The organism is Streptomyces antimicrobicus (genome assembly GCF_020532625.1).
GTDB classification, from domain to species: Bacteria; Actinomycetota; Actinomycetes; order Streptomycetales; family Streptomycetaceae; genus Streptomyces; species Streptomyces antimicrobicus.
In genome coordinates, this window is the sequence record NZ_JAJAUY010000014.1 from 16,048 (window position 1) to 39,502 (window position 23,455).

General features: G+C 71.9%; 27 protein-coding genes. 9 read left to right on the forward strand and 18 right to left on the reverse strand.

Annotated elements, in window-relative coordinates:
• Positions 1 to 8 precede the first annotated feature (8 nt).
• From LG632_RS05955 to LG632_RS05965, 3 genes are read left to right on the forward strand one after another with little or no spacing between them, the layout of a single operon-like run.
• The gene (locus tag LG632_RS05955) at positions 9 to 461 is read left to right on the forward strand and encodes a hypothetical protein (protein WP_226725751.1); all 453 of its coding nucleotides are present in this window, start codon (positions 9 to 11) and stop codon (positions 459 to 461) included.
• Positions 458 to 1,855 (forward strand): hypothetical protein, encoded by a 1,398-nt coding sequence (locus LG632_RS05960; RefSeq protein ID WP_226725752.1) that lies wholly within the window; start codon positions 458 to 460, stop codon positions 1,853 to 1,855. Before LG632_RS05955 ends, LG632_RS05960 begins: the two co-directional genes overlap by 4 nt.
• Positions 1,852 to 2,172, forward strand: a complete 321-nt coding sequence (locus tag LG632_RS05965) for a hypothetical protein (RefSeq protein ID WP_226725753.1) — start codon at positions 1,852 to 1,854, stop codon at positions 2,170 to 2,172. Before LG632_RS05960 ends, LG632_RS05965 begins: the two co-directional genes overlap by 4 nt.
• 82 nt (positions 2,173 to 2,254) lie before the next feature.
• Here the strand turns inward: LG632_RS05965 and LG632_RS05970 are convergent, their stop codons facing one another.
• The 3 genes from LG632_RS05970 to LG632_RS05980 form a co-directional block, all read right to left on the reverse strand.
• On the reverse strand, positions 2,255 to 3,583 hold the full coding sequence (locus LG632_RS05970) for a dicarboxylate/amino acid:cation symporter (protein WP_374203408.1): 1,329 nt from the start codon (positions 3,581 to 3,583) through the stop codon (positions 2,255 to 2,257).
• A 379-nt stretch (positions 3,584 to 3,962) separates the two neighbouring features.
• Positions 3,963 to 4,238 (reverse strand): DUF4229 domain-containing protein, encoded by a 276-nt coding sequence (locus tag LG632_RS05975; RefSeq protein WP_264201475.1) that lies wholly within the window; start codon positions 4,236 to 4,238, stop codon positions 3,963 to 3,965.
• Between the two features lie 119 nt (positions 4,239 to 4,357).
• Positions 4,358 to 4,882: a GNAT family N-acetyltransferase gene (locus tag LG632_RS05980; protein WP_226725756.1), complete on the reverse strand. Its 525-nt coding sequence runs from the start codon at positions 4,880 to 4,882 to the stop codon at positions 4,358 to 4,360.
• Between the two features lie 277 nt (positions 4,883 to 5,159).
• Between LG632_RS05980 and LG632_RS05985 the strand changes: the two genes are divergently transcribed.
• Together LG632_RS05985 and LG632_RS30690 are read left to right on the forward strand one after the other, a co-directional pair.
• Positions 5,160 to 5,684: a DUF6879 family protein gene (locus LG632_RS05985; protein ID WP_226725757.1), complete on the forward strand. Its 525-nt coding sequence runs from the start codon at positions 5,160 to 5,162 to the stop codon at positions 5,682 to 5,684.
• Between the two features lie 89 nt (positions 5,685 to 5,773).
• Positions 5,774 to 6,028, forward strand: a complete 255-nt coding sequence (locus LG632_RS30690; RefSeq protein WP_374203409.1) for a hypothetical protein — start codon at positions 5,774 to 5,776, stop codon at positions 6,026 to 6,028.
• Positions 6,029 to 6,128: 100 nt separating this feature from the next.
• Here LG632_RS30690 and mqnE read toward each other — a convergent pair whose 3' ends face one another.
• Both mqnE and LG632_RS06000 read right to left on the reverse strand, forming a co-directional pair.
• On the reverse strand, positions 6,129 to 7,292 hold the full coding sequence (gene mqnE / locus LG632_RS05995; RefSeq protein ID WP_226725758.1) for an aminofutalosine synthase MqnE: 1,164 nt from the start codon (positions 7,290 to 7,292) through the stop codon (positions 6,129 to 6,131).
• A 74-nt stretch (positions 7,293 to 7,366) separates the two neighbouring features.
• Entirely contained in the window at positions 7,367 to 7,822 is a 456-nt protein-coding gene (locus LG632_RS06000; protein ID WP_226725759.1) for an Lrp/AsnC family transcriptional regulator, read from the reverse strand.
• Positions 7,823 to 7,944: 122 nt separating this feature from the next.
• On the opposite strand from LG632_RS06000, the gene LG632_RS30155 reads away from it, so the two are divergent.
• A complete protein-coding gene (locus tag LG632_RS30155) occupies positions 7,945 to 8,079 on the forward strand; it encodes a hypothetical protein (protein WP_264201485.1) in 135 nt (44 codons plus the stop codon).
• A 23-nt stretch (positions 8,080 to 8,102) separates the two neighbouring features.
• Here LG632_RS30155 and LG632_RS06005 read toward each other — a convergent pair whose 3' ends face one another.
• Genes LG632_RS06005 through LG632_RS06025 form a run of 5 tightly spaced genes read right to left on the reverse strand, consistent with a single transcriptional unit; the run spans position 8,103 to position 11,989 of the window.
• On the reverse strand, positions 8,103 to 8,774 hold the full coding sequence (locus LG632_RS06005) for a UbiX family flavin prenyltransferase (protein WP_226725760.1): 672 nt from the start codon (positions 8,772 to 8,774) through the stop codon (positions 8,103 to 8,105).
• A gap of 39 nt (positions 8,775 to 8,813) precedes the next feature.
• On the reverse strand, positions 8,814 to 9,062 hold the full coding sequence (locus LG632_RS06010; protein WP_226725761.1) for a BAR domain-containing protein: 249 nt from the start codon (positions 9,060 to 9,062) through the stop codon (positions 8,814 to 8,816).
• Positions 9,063 to 9,084: 22 nt separating this feature from the next.
• Positions 9,085 to 10,011: a menaquinone biosynthesis prenyltransferase MqnP gene (gene mqnP, locus LG632_RS06015; protein WP_226725762.1), complete on the reverse strand. Its 927-nt coding sequence runs from the start codon at positions 10,009 to 10,011 to the stop codon at positions 9,085 to 9,087.
• A complete protein-coding gene (locus tag LG632_RS06020) occupies positions 10,011 to 10,514 on the reverse strand; it encodes a hypothetical protein (protein ID WP_226725763.1) in 504 nt (167 codons plus the stop codon). Before LG632_RS06020 ends, mqnP begins: the two co-directional genes overlap by 1 nt.
• A 17-nt stretch (positions 10,515 to 10,531) precedes the next feature.
• Positions 10,532 to 11,989: a menaquinone biosynthesis decarboxylase gene (locus tag LG632_RS06025; RefSeq protein WP_226725764.1), complete on the reverse strand. Its 1,458-nt coding sequence runs from the start codon at positions 11,987 to 11,989 to the stop codon at positions 10,532 to 10,534.
• Positions 11,990 to 12,084: 95 nt separating this feature from the next.
• Between LG632_RS06025 and LG632_RS06030 the strand changes: the two genes are divergently transcribed.
• On the forward strand, positions 12,085 to 12,417 hold the full coding sequence (locus tag LG632_RS06030; protein WP_226725765.1) for a PLD nuclease N-terminal domain-containing protein: 333 nt from the start codon (positions 12,085 to 12,087) through the stop codon (positions 12,415 to 12,417).
• Between the two features lie 65 nt (positions 12,418 to 12,482).
• A complete protein-coding gene (locus tag LG632_RS06035) occupies positions 12,483 to 12,944 on the forward strand; it encodes a GNAT family N-acetyltransferase (protein WP_226725805.1) in 462 nt (153 codons plus the stop codon).
• 23 nt (positions 12,945 to 12,967) lie between these two features.
• Here the strand turns inward: LG632_RS06035 and LG632_RS06040 are convergent, their stop codons facing one another.
• The 8 genes from LG632_RS06040 to hemL form a co-directional block, all read right to left on the reverse strand.
• Positions 12,968 to 13,399 carry an SRPBCC domain-containing protein gene (locus LG632_RS06040; RefSeq protein ID WP_226725766.1) on the reverse strand — a complete coding sequence of 144 codons (432 nt, stop codon included), beginning with the start codon at positions 13,397 to 13,399 and terminating at the stop codon, positions 12,968 to 12,970.
• Between the two features lie 41 nt (positions 13,400 to 13,440).
• Positions 13,441 to 14,523, reverse strand: a complete 1,083-nt coding sequence (gene ccsB / locus LG632_RS06045) for a c-type cytochrome biogenesis protein CcsB (protein ID WP_226725767.1) — start codon at positions 14,521 to 14,523, stop codon at positions 13,441 to 13,443.
• A complete protein-coding gene (gene resB / locus LG632_RS06050) occupies positions 14,520 to 16,268 on the reverse strand; it encodes a cytochrome c biogenesis protein ResB (protein ID WP_226725768.1) in 1,749 nt (582 codons plus the stop codon). The genes ccsB and resB overlap by 4 nt, the downstream gene beginning before the upstream one ends.
• Positions 16,269 to 16,281: 13 nt before the next feature.
• Positions 16,282 to 17,058 (reverse strand): cytochrome c biogenesis CcdA family protein, encoded by a 777-nt coding sequence (locus LG632_RS06055; protein ID WP_226725769.1) that lies wholly within the window; start codon positions 17,056 to 17,058, stop codon positions 16,282 to 16,284.
• Complete coding sequence (locus LG632_RS06060) at positions 17,055 to 17,687, reverse strand: TlpA family protein disulfide reductase (protein ID WP_226725770.1); 633 nt, start codon at positions 17,685 to 17,687, stop codon at positions 17,055 to 17,057. Before LG632_RS06060 ends, LG632_RS06055 begins: the two co-directional genes overlap by 4 nt.
• A 54-nt stretch (positions 17,688 to 17,741) precedes the next feature.
• Positions 17,742 to 18,944 (reverse strand): polysaccharide deacetylase family protein, encoded by a 1,203-nt coding sequence (locus LG632_RS06065; protein WP_226725771.1) that lies wholly within the window; start codon positions 18,942 to 18,944, stop codon positions 17,742 to 17,744.
• A 1,290-nt stretch (positions 18,945 to 20,234) separates the two neighbouring features.
• Positions 20,235 to 20,915, reverse strand: a complete 681-nt coding sequence (locus LG632_RS06070) for a histidine phosphatase family protein (protein WP_226725772.1) — start codon at positions 20,913 to 20,915, stop codon at positions 20,235 to 20,237.
• Positions 20,912 to 22,234 (reverse strand): glutamate-1-semialdehyde 2,1-aminomutase, encoded by a 1,323-nt coding sequence (gene hemL, locus LG632_RS06075; RefSeq protein ID WP_226725773.1) that lies wholly within the window; start codon positions 22,232 to 22,234, stop codon positions 20,912 to 20,914. The genes LG632_RS06070 and hemL overlap by 4 nt, the downstream gene beginning before the upstream one ends.
• A 635-nt stretch (positions 22,235 to 22,869) precedes the next feature.
• Between hemL and LG632_RS06080 the strand changes: the two genes are divergently transcribed.
• The gene (locus LG632_RS06080; RefSeq protein ID WP_226725806.1) at positions 22,870 to 23,322 is read left to right on the forward strand and encodes a hypothetical protein; all 453 of its coding nucleotides are present in this window, start codon (positions 22,870 to 22,872) and stop codon (positions 23,320 to 23,322) included.
• The last annotated feature ends 133 nt before the right edge of the window (positions 23,323 to 23,455 follow it).

The window sequence follows — 23,455 nt, forward strand, 5'->3', positions numbered from 1 at the left end:
AGCGGGGCATGTCGTTCGACGCGGAGTGGGCCGGCTTCAAGGCCGCCGCCCAGGCCCGGCTCCAGCAGGAGCCGGGCGAGGCGGCCATGCGCCTGGACTCGGCGGGCTCCGGCGGCCCCCCGGGCGCCGAGGGCAACCTCGTGGCCGACACCGCCTCGATCAACGGGAACGCCAACCTCCTCATCGAGATCGCCGCCCTGCTCCACGAGGGCCGCCCGGACGGCGACGCGGCCACCATGGCGCGCGCGCCGCGGGCCCACGCCGACGTCGGGGCCAAGGTCCAGGCCTTCGCACGGTTCGCGAACGACCAGTACCTCGACACCGTGGCGCTGTTCGCGGCGCTCGCCACCAAGCTGAAGTCGGCCGGCACGGACTTCGCCCGGGTGGACGACGACAACGCCCGGAAGTTCCTGGACGAGCTGCTGGAGTCGGGCAGTTACGTGAAACCGGAGGACAAGTGAGCGACGGTCTGACCTACCGCAAGGACGTGGAGTTCCTCGCCGAGTGCAATCCGGCCCTGGTCGAGCGCAACGCGATGGAGTTCAAGCGGCTGCGCGACCTCCTCACCGAGATCGGCACCCCGGCCCGCCGCGCCGAGACCGGCACGCAATGGCACAGCGAGCACAGCGGTGCGTACACCTCCCGCCTCTCCGAGGCGCGCAAGCTCGCCGAGCAGATGGCCGAGGGCTTCGGCAAGGCGGCCGGCGCCCTGCACGCGTACGCCCAGGCGCTGACCACGGCCAAGTCGCACTACTCGGCCGGCAAGCGGACCGAGCAGGCCCTCGCGGACCTCATCCACACCAAGGGCACCGCCATCACCCGCACCGCGCAGGAGGCCGAGCCGATGCGGCAGTGGGAGGACATGCGGGCGACCACCGGCGTCATGGACTTCTTCGCCGAACTGACCATGGACGTGGACGACATCCGCGACCGGGCCAACAGCCTGCACGACAGCTGCGGCGGCAGCTTCGACCAGGCCAGGACCACCGAGTCCGAGGCCCGCGCCACCTGCCTGCACGCGCTGGACCAGGCGTACGACCTGCTGCCCGAGTTCAAGCTCAAGGGCGACGCCTCCAAGGTGGACCTGTACGCCGCCCTGGCCGACCTGCGCCGCGAGGGCGCGGAGGCCCGGCAGAACCCGCTCACCCACCTGCCGGGCAGCGGGCCGAAGCGGGACATGACCGGGCCGCTGGGCAAGGAGCCGGTCTCCCCGGCGCTGCGCGACATCCGGATGCGGGTGGCGGGGCTGCCCGAGGCCGCCGACACCTACTGGTGGCCGCCGTCCTCCGACGCCGACAAGACCGCCTGGCTGCAGCAGAACAAGGAGCTGCTCAAGGCCGCCGCGGCGCACGCGGGGCTGCCGCCGGAGATGGTCGCCGGCATCGCGTGGCGGGAGGTCGCCGGGCAGCCCGGCTTCTTCGACGACATCACGGACACCGTGCGCGAACAGGCCGCCGCGCCCTGGGGGCTGAGCCCCGTGGCCCCGCAGAACCTGCCCTGGCGGCTGGCGGGCAACCCGGACGAGACCTCGTTCGGCCCGATCGCCATCCAGCTGCGGCGCGGCGCGGAGGTGCTCGGCTACGACCCGCAGCACCTGACCGAGGGCCAGCGCAACCTGATCGAGGGCGCCCTCCAGGACCCCAAGCAGAACGCCTTCATCGCGGCCGGCTACCTCGCGCAGCTCAAGGCCGAGAGCGGCTTCGCCGACGTACCGGCGGAGCAGATGACCGAGGCGCAGATGAAGGAGCTCGCCGCCCGCTACAACGGGGGCCCCTATTGGCGGACGGACAAGGCGCAGAACTACGGTGACGAGTTCGGCGGGAACCTGGACGACGTGAGGAAAGCCCTGAAATGACCTACGACCGCGAGAGCGTCGACCTCCCGGAGGACCGGGGCTGCCTGCGGTGGGTGCTGGGCGTCCCCCTCGTCCTGATCCACGGGCTGAACGCGTTCCTCGTCTTCTCCGCCGTCGCCCACGGCCCCCAGGGCGCGTGGGACGACCAGGGCTACGCGGGCACCACCGCGGCCTGCGTCCTCGCGATCGCCCTGAGCCTGCTGGGCCTGGCCGTCACCGCCGTTCCGTCGGTCCGCCGGACGATGGGCCGGTGGTGGTTCGCACCGCCGGTGGTGCTCGGCACGGTCGCCTTCGTACGGGCCTGGACCCTGAACTGACGCGCGCCGCGGCCCCCGTCCTGGCAGCAGGACGGGGGCCGCGGCGCGCGTGGTGCGGGTCGGACCTGGGTCGGACGGCGGGTCAGACGGTGGCGGGGACGGCCACCTTGCGCTCGGCCTCGCGGACCTCGGCCTCGTCCAGCGGGGAGGCGGACGCGGTGGCGTAGGCCGTCTTGTCGAGGATGCCCTCGCGGGCCGAGACCAGGACGGGGACCAGGGACTGCCCCGCGACGTTGGTGGCGGTGCGCATCATGTCGAGGATCGGGTCGATCGCCATCAGCAGGCCGACGCCCTCCAGCGGCAGGCCCAGGGTCGACAGGGTCAGCGTCAGCATGACCGTGGCGCCCGTCAGGCCGGCGGTGGCGGCCGAGCCGACCACGGAGACGAAGGCGATCAGCAGGTAGTCCTTGACGCCGAGCTGCACGTCGAAGATCTGCGCGATGAAGATCGCGGCGAGCGCCGGGTAGATGGCGGCGCAGCCGTCCATCTTGGTGGTCGCGCCGAACGGCACGGCGAAGGACGCGTACTCCTTCGGGACGCCCAGGCGCTCGGTGACCTTCTGGGTGACCGGCATGGTGCCGACCGAGGAGCGGGAGACGAAGGCCAGCTGGATGGCGGGCCAGGCGCCCTTGAAGAACTGCAGCGGGTTGACCTTGGCGACGGTGGCCAGCAGCAGCGGGTAGACGCCGAACAGGACCAGGGCGCAGCCGATGTAGACGTCGGCCGTGAAGGTCGCGTACTTGCCGATCAGGTCCCAGCCGTAGGTGCCGATGGCGGTGCCGATGAGGCCGACGGTGCCCAGCGGGGCGAGCCGGATGACCCACCACAGGGCCTTCTGCAGCAGTTCCAGCACCGACTGGGACAGGCTCAGCAGCGGCTGCGCCTTGTCACCGAGCTGGAGGGCGGCGACACCGGCGACGGCGGCCATGAAGACGATCTGCAGCACGTTCAGCTCGGTGAACGGGGTGACGACGTCGTTCGGCACGATGCCGGTCAGGAAGTCGATCCAGGAGCCCTGGCGCTTGGGCAGCTTGCCGTCGGCCGGGGTCAGGCCGGTGCCCGAGCCGGGGTTGGTCAGCAGGCCGAGGACCAGGCCGATGCTCACCGCGATCAGCGAGGTGAGCATGAACCAGAGCAGCGTGCGGGTGGCCAGCCGGGCGGCGTTGTTGACCTTCCGCAGGTTGGTGATGGACACCAGGATCGCGAAGAAGACGAGCGGGGCGACGGCCAGCTTCAGCAGCTGGACGAAGATGTCGCCGACCTTCTCCAGGGTCGTGTGCAACCAGCTGACGTCCTGGCTGCGGGCCAGCCAGCCGAGGAGCACACCGAGCACGAGACCGGTGACGATCTGGGCCCAGAACGGGAATTTGAACGAGGCCTTGGGGGCCGCGGTGGACGTGGATGTGGACACGGACACACTCCGGGGATGGCGCACGGGAGGCAGGGACATTTCTGCGGGGGTGTTGCGCGGTGCGGCAGCCAGGAATGTGCCCGGCCCGGACCGCTGCTGAACGCGTGAAGCTGTTACGGACAGCAACAGGCCGCGGACACACGGCGGCAGAGGTCGACGTGCAGGCGCGCCACGAGCAGGGTGCCCGGGGCAGTCAGAGGCGCTTCAACAGTCAACATGTGGGCTACGTTAACACTGATCCTTTGAGATACTCAAAGGAGATCTTTGAGGAGCGGGCCTCCCGGAACGAGGAACGAGCCTCCCGGAACGCCGAAAGCCCCGGCGCGGGACGGGAAGTCCTGCGCCGGGGCCCTCGGGAGTGTGACGAACGAGACGCCGCTCAGGAGTGGGCGGCACGCGCGGCGTCGTCCGCCGCGTCCTCCTGGCTGCGGTTCTCGGCGAGCCGGCCCTTGGCCCGCTCGACCTTGCCGACGATCTGCTGGGACATCTCCTCGCGCTGCTTGCGCAGCAGCACGAAGGACAGCGGCGCCGAGAGCACCAGCGCCAGCAGCACGACCCACGCCAGATTGGCGTCGCCGAGCCCGGCCGGCACCAGACGCAGCCGGACCAGCCCCCAGACGACGAAGAAGCAGCCGACGAAGATGCCCAGCCGCATGGCGGTGTAGCGGATCGTGGCGCTCGGCTTCTGGGACACGGTGACCCTTCTTTCGTCGGTACGTCCGGTGATGCCCGTCCAGTGAAGCACGCCGACCCCCCGCGCCCGCGCGCCGGGGGTCAGCCGAGCGGCAGCAGCATGAAGATGTCGTCGCGGTCGTCGCCGGGGGCCACGCGGATGGCGGACGGGACCCGGCCGACCTCCTTGTAGCCGCACGCGGCGTAGAAGTGCTCCAGGCCCAGGCCGCCGCGGCAGTTCAGCCGGATCGCCTCGATGCCGTCGAAGCCGCGCACCGCGTCCGCGACCGCGGCCATCAGGTCGCGGCCGTAGCCCCGGCCCTGGTGACGGGGGTGGACCATCACCGTGTACACCCACAGCCAGTGGGTCATCAGCTGGTGCGTGTTGTAGGTGAGGAAGGCGGTCGCGGCCACCCGGCCCTCGGCGTCGTGACCGACCAGCAGCCGCGAGGCGCCGTCGGCGACCTGGGCGAGCTGCTTGATCAGCTGCGGCCGTACGGCGTCCCGGTCGACCGGCGGCACGAAGCCGACCGCACCGCCCGCGTTGGAGACGTCCGTCCACAGGTCGAGGAGGCCCTCGTGGAGGGCGGGGTCGATGACGGGGTCCAGCGTGAAGGTAAGGGTCATAGGGCGAGGCTATCTATTACACACCGGGTGCCGCAACGGTATTGCGCCGAGCGGGAAACGGCGCGCTGCGGCCGCACTTCCCCCAGGGCAGCGACCTGCCCGTCCCCGATGCCGAGCGCCGCACCACCCGGGAAATTTCCCGGGTGCCGCTTCCTCGAACGGCCTGATCGGTCAGAGTGAGTGTGCGACCAGGCGCAACGCGCTCGACGAGGAGGGACGCCATGGCCTTACGGTTCGTCGGTAAAGATCCGGAGTCCGGGGACCACGGAGGCGCTCCGTGTCGCAGAGTCTGACTGACTTCTCCGACCTCATCAGGTCGGTCCAGCAGTCGGCCGTTCATCTGGAGATGCGGGACGGGTACGGCGTCGAGAACGAGATCGAAGGCTTCGCCGCGTGGAAGGACGGTCACCGGCTCGACCCGGAAGACCGAGCGTCGTGGTGGCGCCCCTGGCTCGACCTCGTACAGGAGATCACGGCCAAGGGTGTGCTGATCCGCCGGGCCCGGATCATCTCCGAGCCGGTCAGCGACTACATCGCCTACGAGCACTCGTTCACGTTCACCAACATCGCCGCCGGGGAGCAGATCCGATGGCTTCCCCGTCGCCACGCATCCGACCTGATGTTGCCCGGTAACGACTACTGGCTGTTCGACGGACGGCTGGTCCAGTTCAACATCTTCGACGGCCTCGGGCGGTGGGTACACACCGACCAGACCGAAGACCCCGCCGTAGCGGCACAGTGCGAGGCAGCGTTCGAAGCAGTGTGGGAGCGCGGTGTCCCGCACGAGAAGTACGCCGTCTGATTTCCTGGCCCGGTCAGCTCATGCCCACATCTCCGCTCTCCAGCGCCCAGGCCGCACGCAAAGCCGTCGCCGTCCGCCTCCAAGGGCTGATGAAAGACGCTGGGCTCTCAGGGCACGAGCTGGCCGTCCGGTGCGGCTGGCACCGAGCCAAGTCGTCCCCCATCGCCCGGGGCATCACGCCGCCCGAGTTCCAGGACCGGGGCTGGAGGCTTGAGCCCGGCGGGAAGCGGGTCAGCTTCGAGGCGACCTGCGCCAACCGTGACCACCTGTGGACCGGGAACCTCACCGTGGAGGGGCTCGCCCCGGAGCGGGTGGCCGAGCGCCCTTCTCTCTACCACGCCTAGCTCGAAGCAGAACGAGGCCCCGGTCCCCCCTCGGGGACCGGGGCCTCGCGCACGCGCCGGAGGCACGCACCGGAAGCGGGCGTCGGAAGCGGGCGTCGGGTCAGACGCGCATCGGCTGCGGCGACTCGCGCAGCTGGGCGTCCGGGCCCGGGTACTCGCGGATGACCTCGTAGCGCGTGTTGCGCTCGACCGGGCGGAAGCCGGCCTCCCGGATCAGCTCCAGGAGGTCGTCCCGGGTGAGCTTGTTCGGGGTGCCGTAGTTGTCGGCGTCGTGCGTGATCTTGTACTCGACGACCGAGCCGTCCATGTCGTCCGCGCCGTGCTGCAGGGCGAGCTGGGCGGTCTGCACGCCGTGCATCACCCAGAAGACCTTCACGTGCGGGACGTTGTCGAAGAGGAGGCGGGAGACCGCGAAGGTCTTCAGCGCCTCGGCGCCCGTCGCCATCGTCGTGCGCGCCTGGAGGGTGTTGCGGACCTTGCCGTCCTGCATGTCCACGAAGTCGTGCTGGTACCGCAGCGGGATGAAGACCTGGAAGCCGCCGGTCTCGTCCTGGAGCTCGCGCAGCCGCAGCACGTGGTCCACGCGGTGGCGCGGCTCCTCGATGTGCCCGTAGAGCATCGTGCACGGGGTCTTCAGACCCTTCTCGTGCGCGAGGCGGTGGATGCGCGACCAGTCCTCCCAGTGGGTCCTGTGGTCGACGATGTGCTGGCGGACCTCCCAGTCGAAGATCTCCGCGCCGCCACCGGTCAGCGACTCCAGGCCGGCGTCGATCAGCTCGTCGAGGATCTCGGACGCCGACAGGCCCGAGATGGTCTCGAAGTGGTGGATCTCGGTCGCCGTGAAGGCCTTCAGCGAGACGTTCGGCAGGGCCTTCTTCAGCTCGCGCAGCGAGCGCGGGTAGTAGCGCCACGGCAGGTTGGGGTGCAGGCCGTTGACCACGTGCAGCTCGGTGAGGTGCTCGTTCTCCATGGCCTTGGCCAGGCGGACGGCCTCCTCGATGCGCATCGTGTACGCGTCCTTCTCGCCCGGCTTGCGCTGGAAGGAGCAGTACGCGCACGAGGCCGTGCACACGTTGGTCATGTTGAGGTGGCGGTTGACGTTGAAGTGCACGACGTCGCCGTTCAGCTTCGTGCGCACCTCGTGGGCGAGACCCCCGAGCCAGGCCAGATCGTCGGACTCGTAGAGGGCGATGCCGTCCTCCCGCGTCAGCCGCTCGCCGGAGCGGACCTTCTCCTCCAGCTCGCGCTTGAGCCCAGCGTCCATGTGCCGGTCGCCTCCTCTAGATGTCCTGCAACCCTCCCCCGGGCAACGCCTGGGGGCACCCCCAAACCGTACTCTCAGCGCTCCTCGGGCAATTCCCCGACCCGGTTCTCCCACTTCGTGGAGAGCACGATCGTGGTCCGGGTGCGGGAGACGCCCTTGGTCCCGGACAGCTTTCGGATGATCTTCTCCAGGCCGTCCACGTCGCTGGCGCGCACCTTGAGCATGTAGGAGTCGTCGCCCGCGATGAACCAGCAGTCCTCGATCTCGGCGAAGTCGCGCAGCCGGCGGGCGACGTCCTCGTGGTCGGCGGCGTCGGAGAGCGAGATGCCGATCAGGGCGGTGACGCCGAGGCCGAGCGAGGCCGAGTCGACCGTCGCACGGTAGCCGGTGATCACGCCGGCCGATTCCAGCCGGTTGATCCGGTCGGTGACGCTGGGGCCCGAGAGGCCTACGAGCCGGCCGAGCTCCGCGTAGGAGGCACGTCCGTTCTCCCTCAGTGCCTGGATGAGCTGCCTGTCCACCGCGTCCATATACCTGGAGCCTTCCATTATTCGGCGATCCTGCAAGTTTACGTATAGAATCGAAGGCGCACAGGGTCAACACCCTGTGAATCTTTCAACAGATCAATGACGATCTTCAGGAGTGGTTCACCGTGTACACGATCGAGATGGCCTACGCCCACATGCGACAGCTGCAGGAGCTGGCCAACCGATCCCGTGCCCACCAGCCCGCCGCCGCCCACCGCCTCGACAAGGCGCGCAAGCCGCTGAGCAGCAAGAAGCGCTGACTCCCGGGGGCCCGAGCCTCCCCCTAGCTCCGCTGGGGGGACCCGCGCAGCTCCCCCTCCCAACGGCGGTACAGCTGGTGCGGCACGCCTGCCGCGTCCAGCACCCGCCCGGCGACGAAGTCCACGAGGTCCTGGATGTGCGTCGCCCCCGCGTAGAACGCCGGCGAGGCGGGCAGCACCACGGCTCCCGCCTCGTCCAGCGCCACCAGGTGCTTGAGCGTCTGCCCGTTCAGCGGGGTCTCCCGCACCGCGACCACCAGCCGGCGCCGCTCCTTGAGCATCACGCTCGCCGCCCGCTGGAGCAGGTCCTTCGACAGCCCGAGCGCCACACCGGCCACACAGGCGGTGGACGCCGGCACGACGAGCATCCCCTTGACGGGGTACGAGCCGCTGCTCGGCCCGGCGGCGAGGTCCCCGGCCGCCCAGTACCGCACGCCGCTCAGATCCGGCCGCTCGAACGTCCCCGGCTTGCCGTCGGCCCCCCGCGCGAGCCACTCGCCCAGATCGTCGCGCCAGTGCGCGTCACGGAAGGCGATCCCGGTCTCGTCCAACAGGGTGAGCCGCGAAGCCCGGCTGACCACGAGGTCGACACTCTCCCCGGCCGCCAGCAGTCCACGCAGCACCGAAGCCGCATACGGCGTCCCGGACGCCCCGGACACCCCGACCACCCACGGGGTGCGCTTGCCGTCAGTCATACCTCCGAGACTATCCGGCCAGCCCGCGGGGGGCGCGGGTCAGGTCGCGCTCGGGTCCACCGGCAGCTCCGAGGTGTCGATCACGACCTTGCCGATGCCGGTCTCGACCGTGACGTCGTCGCCGTACCGGATGACGTCCCGCCCGAGGTAGCCCTCCGGGCCGGGGTTCCACAGGGTCGTGCACTGCGCCTTGTCCGGCAGCCCGGGAACATGTCCTCGAACCGGCTGAGCTGTGAGTGCAGGCGTTCGGTCTCCGAGACGGTCACGTCGGCCTCCCTGTCCATGCACTCGATGGTAGGCCGAACGCCAGCTACGCGGTCAGCCCCCGCACCACCAGATCAGCGAGAGCGCACACGAACAGGGCGATGCCGATGAACCCGTTGACGGTGAAGAAGGCCCGGTTCAGGCGGGACAGGTCGTGCGGGCGGACGATCGTGTGCTCGTAGACGAAGGCCACCGCGACGATCACCAGGCCCACCCAGAACAGCGCGCCCGCCCCGGTCGCCACGGCGTACCAGACCAGCAGCGCCATCGTCACCGCGTGGCAGCCGCGGGCGCCCCACAGCGCCGCCGGGACGCCGAAGCGGGCCGGGACCGAGCGCACGCCCTCGGCGCGGTCCGCCGCCACGTCCTGGCAGGCGAAGATCAGGTCGAAGCCGCCGATCCAGACGCCGACGGCCAGGCCCAGGATCACCGCCTCCCAGGACCAGGCCCCGGTCACCGCCAGCCACGCGCCGACCGGGCCCATGGCCTGGGCCAGGCCGAGGATGGCGTGCGGGTAGTCGGTGAAGCGCTTGCCGTACGGGTAGACCACCATCGGCACGACCGCCACCGGCGCCAGGGCCAGGCAGAGCGGGTTCAGCAGGGCGGCAGCCCCGAGGAACACCGCCACCGCGACGCCCGCGCCGGTCCAGGCCGTGCGCACCGAGACCGCTCCGGTGACCAGCTCGCGGCCGGCCGTGCGGGGGTTGCGCGCGTCGATCTCGCGGTCGATGATCCGGTTCGCGGCCATGGCGAAGGTCCGCAGGCCCACCATGCAGACCGTCACCAGGAGCAGCTCCGTCCAGTGGACGCCGCCGCTCCGGCGGAACATGGCCGTCAGCGCCGCGATGTAGGCGAAGGGCAGCGCGAAGACGGAGTGCTCGATCATCACCAGGCGCAGGAACGCCTTCACCTTGCCCGCCGACTGCGGGGCCGCCGGCCCCGGCCCGCCGAGGACCCCGTCCGCCGTCGTCATCACGCGAGGCTCTCCAGGAACGCGTCCACGTCGGCCAGCAGTTCGCCGGCGGCCACCGGGCCCGTCTCCACGGTCAGGGCGGCCGACGGGTCGCCCTCGGCCTCCGGCGGGGTGAGGTACGCCGAGAACGCGTACGCGTCCGCGCCCGCCGGGCGGGCCTCCAGCCGCAGCACGCTGCCGCCGTCCACCGTGAACGGCGCCGGCCCGGCGCCGCCCGCGGCGGCCGCGGCTGCCCCGGCCAGCTCGGCCCGCAACTGCTCGGCGAAGGAGGCGGGTTCGGTGTCCCGGACCCCGGGCAGCTCGAAGCCGTCGCCCTCGCCGTCCCGCTCCAGCAGAACGGCCCAGACGTCGCCGGGTCCGGCGAACTCCTCCGGCGTGACCCCGGCCTGCTCGGCGGCGGACCGCACGCCGGGGTCGGCCGGGTCGAGCTCGGGACGCACCAGGGCCACGTAGGCCTCGTCGGTGCCGATGAACAGGGCGGGACCGCCCGTCACAGGGCTCACAGCGTCGCGCTCCTCGCTCACAGTCCGTACTCCTTCCAGCGGCGGTCCACCAGGGCGGCGGTGGCCGGGTCGGACTCGACCATGTCGGGCCAGCCGCCGTCGCGGGTGTAGCCCTCCTCCGGCAGCTTCTTCGTGGCGTCGATGCCCGCCTTGCCGCCCCAGAACTGCTGGTACGACGCGTGGTCCAGGTGGTCCACCGGGCCCTCGACCACGGTGAGGTCCCGCGCGTAGTCGGTGTTGCCCAGCGCCCGCCAGGCGACCTCGTGCAGGTCGTGGACGTCGCAGTCCTTGTCCACGACCACGATCAGCTTGGTCAGCGACATCATGTGCGCGCCCCAGATGGCGTGCATGACCTTCTGCGCGTGCTTGGGGTACTTCTTGTCGATCGAGACGATCGCGCAGTTGTGGAAGCCGCCCGACTCCGGCAGGTGGTAGTCCACGATGTCCGGCACGATGATCTTCAGCAGCGGCAGGAAGAAGCGTTCCGTCGCGCGGCCCAGCGGACCGTCCTCCGTCGGCGGCCGGCCGACCACGATGGACTGCAGCAGCGGGCGCCGCCGCATGGTCACGCAGTCGATCGTCAGCGCCGGGAACGGCTCCTGCGGCGTGTAGAAGCCGGTGTGGTCGCCGAACGGGCCCTCCGGCAGCATCTCGCCCGGCTCCAGCCAGCCCTCCAGCACCACTTCGGCCTGGGCCGGGACCTGGAGCGGGACGGTCTTGCAGTCCACCATCTCGATCCGCTTGCCCGCCACGAAGCCCGCGAACAGGTACTCGTCGATGTCGCCGGGCAGCGGCGCCGTGGAGGCGTACGTGACCGCCGGCGGGCAGCCGAAGGCGATCGCCACCGGCAGCCGCTCGCCCCGCGCCGCCGCGACGGCGTAGTGGTTGCGGCTGTCCTTGTGGATCTGCCAGTGCATGCCGATGGTGCGCCGGTCGTGGCGCTGGAGGCGGTACAGGCCCAGGTTGCGCACGCCCGTCTCGGGGTGCTTGGTGTGGGTCAGGCCCAGGTTGAAGAACGAGCCGCCGTCCTTGGGCCAGGTGAACAGGGCCGGCAGCCGGTCCAGGTCCACGTCGTCCCCGGTCAGGACGACCTCCTGGACGGGCGCGGCGTCGCCCTTCACCTTCTTCGGCGGGACGTGGACCATCGAGCCCAGCTTGCCGAAGGCCTCCCGGACCCCGACGAAGCCCTGCGGCAGCTCCGGCTTGAGCAGGCCGCCGATCTTCTCGCTGATCTCGCCGTACGACTTCAGGCCCAGGGCCTTCAGCAGGCGGCGGTCGGTGCCGAAGACGTTCATCGCGAGCGGCATGTCCGAGCCCTTGACGTTCTCGAACAGCAGCGCCGGGCCGCCCGCCTTGTTGACTCTGTCGACGATCTCCCCGACCTCCAGGTACGGGTCGACTTCGGCCTTGATGCGCTTGAGGTCGCCCTCCCGCTCCAGGGCCCGGAGCAGCGAGCGGAGATCGTCGTAAGCCATAGGGGCAAGTATCCGCCACCAACTACCCTGGAAGCGTCACCGGGGCCCGACGGGGGCCCCGGCCAGCCACCGCTTCTGGGGGTCAGGCTTCCACCGTGCTGCGCTATCTGCCGTTCCTTCTGATCATCGCGCTGACCATCTACGCCTTCATCGACTGCCTCAACACCCCGGAGGACGAGGTCAAGCACCTCCCGAAGGTGGTGTGGGTGATCATCATCCTGCTGTTCTCGATCGTCGGGCCGGTGGTCTGGCTGTTCGCCGGCAAGCAGCGCTCCCTGGCGGGCGGCGGCTTCGGCACCGGTGGGGGCCGCGCGCGCCGCACCCGGTGGGTGGCACCGGACGACAACCCGGACTTCCTGCGCTCCCTCGACCGCCGCGACGACGAGGACCCGGGCAAGGGCGACCAGAACGGCAAGGGCGGCGCGTGAGCGGTGCCCGGCCCGCGCTGCGCATCCGGCCGGGCGGCCCGGCCGACGCCCCGGCCGTCCTCGCGATGCTGGACTCCGCCGTCGCCTGGATGAACGCCCGCGGCAACACCGAGCAGTGGGGCACGGTCGCGTACTCGCAGCGGCCCGGCGGGGCGGAGCGGGTCCAGCGGTACACCACCGAGAACGACCCGTACGTCGCCGAGCTGGACGGCGTGCCCGTCGGCGCCCTCGTCCTGGACAGCGGGCCCAGCCCGCAGCTGCCGGTCCCCCGGGCCGGCGAGCCCGAGCGCTACGTGCGCCTGCTGGTCTCCGACCGCCGGCACGCGGGCCTCGGCATCGGCGCGGCCCTGCTGGAGCACGCCGTCGAGCAGACCCGGCGGGCGGGCGTGGAGCTGCTGCGGGTGGACTGCTGGGCGGGCGGCGGGGGCGAGCTGGTCGCGTTCTACGAGCGCTGCGGCTTCACCCGCACGCAGTCCTTCCGCTCCGGCGACTGGCCGGGGCAGGTCCTGGCCCGCCGGGTCGGCTGATCAGCCCCCGGTGAGGCGGCCGGTCACACGGCGGACTCCGCCAGGACGGCCTCCAGGCGGTCGAAGCGGGCCTGCCAGACCTCCAGGCAGTGCGCGCAGTCGCTGTCGGAGCCGTGGCGGTCGTCGGTGAAGCGGACCAGGGTGGAGTCCGTACCGAGCGGCTCCAGGTGGAAGCGGATCCGGTCGTGGTCGTCGACCGTGTACTCGGCGATCCGCTCGACGTCCCACGCCGTGACGTGGCCGGTGGCCGTGGTCTCCTCGTCGATCCAGCGCAGCGTCACCGCCCCGCCCAGCCTGCGTTCCAGCACCTGCGCGTCCGCGAGCCAGGTACGCAGTCCCTCCGGGGTGGTCAGGGCCGGCCAGACCGTCTCGTAGGCGAACGGCAGGTGCGGCTCGAAGTGCAGCATGTAGCGGTCGCCGTCCCGGCGCTCGCTGGTGCCTTGCGGTGTCGGCATGGCACCAGCGTCACTCGGTCCGGTCGGCGGCGCACCTCGGGCTACACGCCGCCGTAGCTGTGCTTGCCGTTCAGCAGGATGTTCACGCCGTAGTAGTTCCAGATCCAGCAGGCGAAGGCGAAGAGCGCCAGGTAGGCGGCCTTGCGGCCCTTCCAGCCGGCGGTGGCCCGGGCGTGCAGGTAGCAGGCGTACGCCACCCACGTCACGAACGACCAGACCTCCTTGGGGTCCCAGTCCCAGTAGCGGCCCCAGGCGTCGCCGGCCCAGATCGCGCCCGCGATGATCGTGAACGTCCACAGCGGGAAGACGGCCGCGTTGATCCGGTACGAGAACTTGTCGAGGGTGGCCGCCGCGGGCAGCCGCTCCAGGACCGAGGAGGCGAAGGCGCCCGGCTTGCCGCCGCCGGCGAGCTTGGTCTCGTAGGAGTCCCGGAAGAGGTACAGGGCGGTGCCGGCGGCGCCGATGTAGAAGGTCGCGCCGCAGAAGATGGCGGTGGAGACGTGGATCCACAGCCAGTACGAGTCCAGCGCCGGGACCAGCTGGTCGCTGTCGGTGTAGAGCCACTTGGTGGCGATGCCGAGGTCCAGCAGGACGGTGGTGACCAGGACCAGGCCGAGCCAGCGGACGTTCTTGCCGAGCGCGAGCAGCGCCAGGTAGACGCCGACCGCCATCGTGGAGAAGGTGATCGAGAACTCGTACATGTTGCCCCAGGGGGCCCGCTCGACCGACAGCGCGCGGGCCACGACCCCGGCGAACTCGATCAGGAAGCCGAGCACGGTCAGCGAGACCGCGATCCGCCCGTACAGGTCGCCCTTCTCGCTGCCGCCGGCGGCGCCGGGCCCGTCGGGCACGTGACGGCCGCCGGCCGCGCCCCGGCTGACCACCTTCGGCTTGTCCAGCACGGCGGTGGCGGTGCCCTTGCCCCGCACCTGCACGGCCGGGGCGGCCGCGGCGGGGGTGGAGGTCAGCGCGGCGGCGGTGCGGCCGACCTTGCTGCGGCTGCCGAAGACCCATTCGGCGATGTGCGCGAGGAAGGCGAGGGTGTAGACCGCCATCGACGAATAGATCAGGTAGTTGCTGATCTCAGCCAGGCTCTCGTTGGCTGCCACTGCGAGCGGCGTCATCCGCGCTCTCCTTCTCGGGACTCTTCAGCCTCTTCGGGCTCGGGGTCGGGCGCGGTCGGCGCCTGCTGGTTCAAGGTGGCGGCGAGGTCGGCCAGCTCCTCGGGGAGCTTGGCGGACTCGCTGCGTCCGAGGCCCGCCATCTCCACGACGGTCACGCCGTCCGGGCCGGACACCGCGCGGACCCAGATCCGGCGGCGCTGGATGAACAGGGAGCCGGCCAGACCCACGACGGCACCCACGGCGCCGCCGAGCGCGAGGCCGTTGCCGGGCTGCTCGGAGATCTGGAACGTCGCCCACCGCTCGATGCCCTCGAACTTCACGGTGCCCGCGCCGCCCGGCAGGACCATCTCCTCGCCGAGGGCCAGGCGCTGCTTGAAGGGCTGGCCGGAGTCGTCCTTGAACTGCTGCATCTTGGACGTCTCCAGCCGGTAGACGTTCTGCGGCAGACCGGAGTCGACGCCGAGGCTGCCGTGCCAGGCGTTCAGCGCCAGGCGCGGATTGGCGAGCTCGGGGAACTGGGAGAACATCGTGCCCGAGCCCTCGCCGGCGAATGTCGGCACGAACAGGGCGGTGAAGCCCAGCTGCTCCTTGACCCCGTCCTTGTTGGCGTAGCCGTCGGCGACCTTGATCGCGCCGGAGGAGGTCAGGTTGGCGTCCTGCGGCAGCATCGGCACGGCGTCCTTGAAGACCACCTTGCCGGTGGGGTCGGTCACCGAGACCACCGGGGCGTAGCCGTGGCCGAGCAGGAAGACCTTGGAGCCGTCGATCTCCAGGGGCTTGTTGACCTCGATCTCGGCCTTGGTGGGGGTGCCGTCGGCGCCCCTGCTCCAGGTGACGTACGCCTTGAAGGTGCGCGCGGTGCCGCGCTGCGGGCCGGTCTTCTCGAACGAGGCGTCGAACCGGTCCAGGGTGAAGCTGAACGGCGGCAGGCCGTCGGCGTCGAAGAGCGAGCCGGGCTTGAAGTCGTCGTACTGGGTGAGCGTGTTCGAGAAGCCCTTGCCGCGCAGGACCAGCTTGCCGCCCTCGTACTTGTAGAGCTTGCCCCAGGCGAAGGCGACGAGGATCGCGATCAGCGCGAGGTGGAAGACCAGGTTGCCGGCCTCGCGCAGGTAGCCCTTCTCGGCGGCGACGGACGAGCCGCCGGCCGCGGCCTCGGTGCGGAAGCGGCGCCGGCCGAGCAGGGTCCGGGCGTGGGCGAGGACCTCCTCGGGGGTGGCCGTGGTGCGCCAGGTCGCGTGGACGGGCATCCGGTCGAGCCGCTTGGGCGCGCCCGGCGGGCGGCCGGTCAGCTGGCCGACGAACTGCCAGGTGCGCGGGACGATGCAGCCGATGAGGGAGACGAACAGCAGGATGTAGATCGCGGAGAACCACACCGAGCCGTAGACCTCGAACAGCTGGAGCTTCTCGGCGAGCGGCACCCAGAACTCGTGGGTCTTCTTCCACTGCTCGACCTTCAGCGGGTCGATGTGGGTCTGCGGCACGAGCGAGCCGGGGATGGCGCCGAGCGACAGCAGGAACAGCAGGAGCAGCGCGACGCGCATGGAGGTCAGCTGCCGCCAGAACCAGCGCAGCCAGCCGAGCAGGCCGATGCCGACCGGGCCGGCGGTGTCCTCGGCGGGCGCGGTCGACAGCTGGGCGCCGGCGGCGGCCTCGGAGGCGTCGTCGGCGGCGGCGCGCTCGGCGGGCTCGGCCGCGGCGGGCTCGGCGGGCTCGGCCGCGGGGGTCGTCTTGTCCGTCGTACTCATCAGTCCTGTGTCCTCAGATCCCCACCGTGAAGCCCTGGGTCCAGCCCTGCATCTCCTGGACGATGCTGTCCCACGTTCCTGTGACGAGCAGCAGTCCGGTCACGATGAGCATGCCGCCGCCGATCCGCATCACCCACGCGTAGTGCTTCTTCACCCATCCGAACGCACCCAGCGCCTTGCGGAAGGCGACGGCCGCCGCGATGAACGGCAGGCCCAGGCCCAGGCAGTAGGCGGTGGTCAGCAGGGCGCCGCGGCCCGCGCTCGCCTCGTTGAGCGAGAGGGTGGAGACGGCGGCCAGGGTGGGCCCCATGCAGGGGGTCCAGCCGACGCCGAAGAGCACGCCGAGCACCGGCGCGCCGATCAGGCCGGCCGTGGGCCGCTTGTGGAAGCGGAACTCGCGCATCGTGAGTCCGGGGATCAGGCCCATGAAGAACAGCCCGAGCACGATCACCAGGCCGCCGAGGACCTGGGAGATGATCCGCCGGTTCTCCTGGAGGGTCTCCCCGAAGTAGCCGAAGAGGGCGCCGCCGGAGACGAACACGGCGGTGAAGCCCAGCACGAACAGCCCGGCCCCGGCGAGCATCCGCCCGCGCCGGGCCTCGGCCAGGTCCGCGCCGCTGACGCCGGTGACGTAGGAGAGGTAGCCGGGTACGAGCGGCAGCACGCACGGCGAGAAGAAGGAGACGAGTCCGGCGAGCACGGCGATGGGCAGGGCCAGCAGCAGGGCCCCGCCCAGGACGGTCTCGTTGACGCCGGTCGTCCCGGCGGCGAGGGGGAGCACGTCCGTCACTGCTCCGCCAGCAGCGGGTCGATCATCTTGCGCAGCTGCTCCTCGTTGACGGCGACGAGCGTGCGGGCGGCGATCCGGCCCTGCTTGTCGAGCACGATCGTGGAGGGGATCGACTGCGCGTTCAGCGTGCCCTTGGGGAAGCGCAGCATCAGCTTGCCGTCCGGGTCGTACAGGCTCGGGTAGGTGATCCCGAAGTTCTGCTCGAAGGCGGCGGCGGACTGCTTGCTGTTGTCGCGGGTGTTGATCCCGACGAACGCCACGTCCTTGCCGGCGTCGGCCAGCTCCTTGGAGACCTTGGCGAAGTACGGCGCCTCGGCGCGGCACGGCGGGCACCACGAGCCCCACACGTTGAGCACCACGACCTTGCCCTTGAGGGTGGTCGTGTCGAGCGTCTTGCCGTCGACGGTCTCGCCGTCGAGCTTGGGCGCCTCGACCCGCTCGGCCTGGGCGACGGTGGAGATCCCGCCGGCCCCGGTGACGTAACCGCCGCCCGAGCTCTTGGCGGACTTGCTCCCACCGGCGGAGTCGCCGCAGGCGGTCAGGGTCAGGGCGCCGGCGAGGGTCACCGCGGTCAGCAGGAGCGCGCGGCCACTGGTCGAGCGGCGGCGGGGGGCGCTGCTAAGGCTCATGTGAAAAGTTTCGCATGGGCGTTTTCGGCGATCTTCACGCCCCCCACGGGCGTCTCAGCCGAGGAAGCCGCGCCAGCCCGCGGCGGGTGCCTGCCCGGGCGCGAGACTGCGGAGCTTGGCGAGGACGGCGGGGTCCTGGACGTCGAGCCAGTCCACGAACTGCCGGAAGGACACCAGCCGCACGTCCTTTTTGCCCGACATGCCCTTGAGGGCCTCCTCGACGGCGTCCATGTAGATCCCGCCGTTCCACTGCTCGAAGTGGTTGCCGATGAACAGCGGTGCCCTGTTTGTCTCGTATGCCCGCTTGAAGCCGCCGAGGTAGGCGGCGGTCGCCTGGCTGCGCCAGGCGGGATGGTTCGCGGGCGCGCCCTGGGTGGTGTTGCGCGACTGGTTGGCGAGGATGTTGTAGTCCATCGACAGCACCTCGAACGAGTGCCCGGGGAAGGGGATCGCCTGCAACGGCAGGTCCCACACACCCCCCTTCTTCGCCGGCCACACCTGCCGGCCCCCCGGCGAGCTGGCGTCGTAGCGCCAGCCGAGCGCCTGCGCGGTGGGCAGCAGCTGCTCCTGGCCGAGCAGGCAGGGGGTGCGCCCGCCCACCAGCTCTTTGCGGTAGTCGAAGGGCAGCGGCTCGACGTCGGTGAAGCCGGTGGCGGTCCGCCAGCCGGTGACGAACGCCACGGCCTGCTCGATCTCGCTCCTCCAGTCGGCGGACGTCCAGCGCGCCACGGACCCGCTCCCGGCACAGAAGTGCCCGTTGAAGTGGGTGCCTATCTCGTGCCCGTCGAGCCAGGCCTGGCGCAGGTGGCGCAAGGTGCTGCGCACGTTCTCCTCCTTGAGGTAGCCGATGTCGGACGCCCCGACGGGATTCCTGGGCGGCCGGTACAGGCCCTTTTTGCCCTCCGGCAGCAGATAGATCCCGGACAGGAAGAAGGTCATCGCCGCGTGGTGGTCCTTCGCGAGCTTCAGGAAGCGCGGGAAGAGCCCGTTGCCGACCTCCCCCGCCCCGTCCCAGCTGAACACCACGAACTGCGGCGGCGTCTCCCCCGGCTGCAGCGGCCGGGGCCGGTCCGGCTGGTTCGGCTGCGCCCCGGTGTCGGCGGTGGACCCGTCGCCGATGAGCACGGGCCCCGGCCGCCCGGACCCCCCACCACCCCCGAACCACGCCCGCCCGTCCCCACCCCCGCACCCCGCGACCCCGACCACGGCCGCGGCGGCGGCGACCCCGAGAGCACTCCGCCGACTGACATCGCCCATCTCGCCCACCCCATAGGCCGGTTCCGCCGCGCGGGACTTGTGCGCTCAAGAGCTTGATTCCCTCCCGCGGTGAGGGCATGAGCCCGATTCCGTCACAGAAGGGCACCAACCACGCAACAGCCGCCGAGCCGCAACGGGGCGGGCGCCCCGCCCCCCCCGCCGGGGGCGGGGGCGGGGCCCCCCCCCCCGGCCCGGGACGCAGGCCCGGCCAAGGGCCGGACTGCGGGACGCGGGGTCGGGGGCCCGGGCCGGAGAGCAGGGCGGGGGTCCGATCCGGGCGCAGGCCGGGCGGAGCCGTGGCGCAGGTGGGGCTCGGGCCGGGCGGCAGGCCGCAGGCCTCGTCGCGCCGCGACGCAAGCCGCAGGCCGTGCCCAGGGCAGCCGCAGGCCGAGGCCGCAGGCGCCCCGAGGGGCAGATCGGGGCCGCACTTGGGGGCCGAGCCGGGCCGCACGGTGAAGCCTCGGGGCGGGCCGCACGGTGAAGCCCCAGGACGGGGCGCCGGAAGGGGCCCGGGACGGGCGCACGATGGAGCCTCGGGCTCGGCCGCATGGTCGGGCCCCGGGACGGGCGCACGATGGAGCCCCGGGCCCGGGCGCAGGGTGGCGCCCCAGGGTGGGGGCGCAGGGTGGGGGTGTCCGGGACGTAAAGCGTGATTTGTGGCGTAGCCGCTGCACACGGTGCGGAATCAGGCAGCACCGCCATAAATCATGCAGTCCCGGACACCCCCACCCGGAGCCCCCACCCCCCGAAGCCACGCCCCGCCCGCGCAACCGCCGAAGCCCAGCCAAGGCCAAGGCCCGCGGGGCCCGGCCAGAGGCGCCGGGGCGAAGGCCCGTCCGGGGCGGAGGGCCGAGCCGGGGGCCGAGCCGGAGCCGGGCGGGTGGCCCGGGGTTGGCGCGCGTCGTGCCGGTGTCGCGGCCGGGCCGAGGACGCGAGGTTGGGGGGCCTGGGCCGGAGGCACAGGGTTGGAGGCCAGGCGGGGGGACCGGCCGCGGACCCGGCCAGGCACAGGCCGCAGGCCCGTGTCCAGGGCGGACGGACGCCGAGGGCGCAGGCCCGGGTCGCGCCGAGGGCCGCAGGCCGAGCGCAGTTGAGGGTCCAGCCGGGGCGCACGATGGAGCCCCGGGGCGCGGCACAAGGTGGGGCCCCGGGACCGGGCGCAGGGCCGGGCCCCAGGGTGGGGGCGCACGATGGAGCCCGGAGCCCCCACCCCCCGAAGCCACGCCCCGCCCGCGCAACCGCCGAAGCCCAGCCAAGGCCAAGGCCAAAACCCCGGCCCCCACGGGCGTCCTACGCTCCGAACGCCTTCCCCTTCCCCTTCACCGCCTTGGCCCCCGCCAGCAGATGCGCCGGCACCAGATCCCGCGCCGGCTCGCTGTACCCCACGGAAACGATCCGGTCCCCGCGGTACGTGAACGACGTCAGCGAAGCCAGGGTGCACTGCCTGCGCCGCGGGTCGTGCCACAGCCTCCGCTTCTCCACGAAGCTCCGCACGATCCAGATCGGCAGCTGGTGGCTGACGCACACCGCCTCGTGCCCCCGCGCCGCGTCCTTCGCCGCGTCCAGCGCGCCCATCATCCGCACGACCTGCTCGACGTACGGCTCGCCCCACGACGGCTTGAACGGGTTCGTCAGGTGCTTCCAGTTGGACGGCCTGCGCAGCGCGCCGTCCCCGACCCCGAACGTCTTGCCCTCGAAGACGTTCTCCGCCTCCAGCAGCCGCGCGTCGGTGGCCAGCTCCAGCCCGTGGCTCTTGGCGATGGGCGCCGCCGTCTCCTGGGCGCGCTCCAGCGGCGAGGAGACGACGTGCGTGATGTCGCGCCCCTCCAGGTGCTCGGCGACCCGGTCCGCCATCTGCCGCCCGAGGGCGGACAGGTGGTACCCGGGCCGGCGCCCGTACAGCACGCCGTCGGGGTTCTCCACCTCGCCGTGGCGGACGAGGTGGACGACGGTGATCTCCCCCTGGCTCATGCCGTGGCCTCCGCGGCGGCCCGCGCGGCGGCCGGCAGGGCCGCGGCGACCCGCTCCACCGCCCGCTCGTCGTGCGCGGTCGAGACGAACCACGACTCGAACGCCGACGGCGGCAGGTACACGCCGTTGGCCAGCATCGAGTGGAAGAACGCGGTGAAGCGGAAGGACTCCTGCTTCTTCGCGTCGTCGTAGTTGCGGACCTCGTCCTCGGTGAAGAACACCGAGAACATGTTGGAGGCGGTCTGCAGCCGGTGCGCGACGCCTTCCTTGGTCAGCGCGTCCGTCACCAGCGTGCGGATCTGCTCGGAGGCCGCGTCGACCTTCGCGTACGCCGCGTCGTCGAGCAGCCGCAGCTGGGCCAGGCCCGCGGCGGTGGCGATCGGGTTACCGGACAGGGTGCCGGCCTGGTAGACCGGGCCCGCCGGGGCCAGCGCCGCCATCACGTCGGCGCGGCCGCCGAACGCGGCGGCCGGGAAGCCGCCGCCCATGACCTTGCCGAAGGTCATCAGGTCGGGCTTGACGCCGTCCACGCCGTACCAGCCGGCACGGCTCGTACGGAAGCCCGTCATGACCTCGTCGGAGATGTAGAGGGCGCCGTCGGCACGACAGATTTCGGCCAGACCTTGGTTGAAGCCGGGCGCGGGCGTGACCACGCCCATGTTGCCCGGGGCGGCCTCGGTGATCACGCAGGCGATCTCGCCGGGGTGCGCGGCGAACGCCGCCCGCACGGCGTCGAGGTCGTTGTACGGCAGCACGATCGTGTCGCCGGCCTGCGCGCCGGTCACGCCGGGGGTGTCGGGCAGGGCGAAGGTGGCCAGGCCGGAACCGGCGGCGGCCAGCAGGGCGTCCACGTGGCCGTGGTAGCAGCCGGCGAACTTCACGACCTTGGCGCGACCGGTGAAGCCACGGGCGAGCCGGATCGCCGACATGGTCGCCTCGGTGCCCGAGGACACCAGGCGCACCTGCTCGACGGGCTCGATCCGGGCCACGATCTCCTCGGCGAGCGCGACCTCGCCCTCACCGGGCGTGCCGAAGGAGGTGCCGCGGGCGACGGCCTCCTGCACGGCGGCGATCACCTCGGGGTGCGCGTGGCCGAGGATCATCGGACCCCAGGAGCACACGAGATCGACGTATTCGCGGCCATCGGCGTCCGTCAGGTACGGACCGGTACCGGACACCATGAACCGGGGTGTTCCGCCCACGGCGCGGAAGGCGCGAACCGGAGAGTTCACGCCGCCGGGGGTCACGAGGGACGCGCGCTGGAACAGCGTCTGCGAAACTGGGGCTTCATACGGGTACGGGTAGCTCACACGAGCCATGGTCTCACCAGGCCGCGACTGTCTTGCGGACGGGCGTTTCACCGCGCCGCCGCGGGGGAGGTCACTGCCATGATGATCAGGCTGCGTGGCGGGGGCCGCGGGGCCGGGGCAGGCAAGACCAGTCGGGTGGAGATATGCAACGCGGTGGTGGACCGGGCGAGGGCACGGACGGCCTGGACCCGCAGCGCGCCCGTGAGGCCCGTGAGGCCCGCCGCCGCGGCAAGCACCGGCGGAACGCGGCCGCGGAGCAGGCCGACACCGCCGGGCCCGCCGGCGCGGGGAGCCCGCGCGGCGCGGAAGCGGAACCGAAGCGGGACCGCGACCGGCGCGAGCCGGGTGGACCCGCGCTCGGCGGCACCGCGCTCGGCGGCCCCTCCACCGGCGGCTCCTCCCCCGGCGGCCCCCTCGGCGGCCCGGCCCTGGGCGGGCCTCCCCTCGGCGGCCCTGCCCTCGGTGGCCCTGCCCTCGGTGGCCCTGCCCTCGGCGGCCCCCTCGGTGGGACGCCCCTGGGCGGCTCGCCGCTCGGCAGCTCCTCGCTCGGAGGGTCGTCCGCCCTGGGCGGCCCGTCCCTCGGCGGGCCGTCGCTCGGCGGCCCTTCCCTCGGCGGCCCGGCGGTCGAGGGTCCTGGCTCGGCGATCGGGGGCCGCGGCATGGGGGTGACGTACAAGTACTTCGGCGCCCCGGACGGCGCCACGGCCGCCCGGGTGCCGATCTCTATGCGCCCGGAGGAGCTCGGCGGCGACGAGCTCGGCATGGGCGGCATGTTCACCAAGATCAAGCCGGAGACGGTGGCCGCGATGGTCCTGACCGGCATCGAGGGCATACCGCTGCACAAGGTGCCGCCGCTGGAGCTGGTGGTCCTCCACCCCGACTACGCGGTGGTCAAGCTCCCCATGACCGTGGTCGACCCGCTGCGTGAGATCGGCGAGGAGTCGGTCGGCGCGGCGGCCTTCATCTGGTCCACGGTCCCCGACCGCGGCGGCCCGAGCGACGCCTTCAACGTCTACCAGCTCCTGCACGAGTGGCAGGACTTCTCCCAGCGCCTGCACGAGGCGGGCCACCAGCCGTACTGCTTGGTGTGGCCGTGACGATGCGCCACCGTTCCGGCCTGGCTGCGGCGACGGCGTAGGGCCGCGGCCCGGTCGGTCCCCGGGGCGGCGGCAGCCTGCCCGCCAGGAGGGCGCGATCCCCGACGCCGGGCCCCGCAGTCGGTCGGCGGCC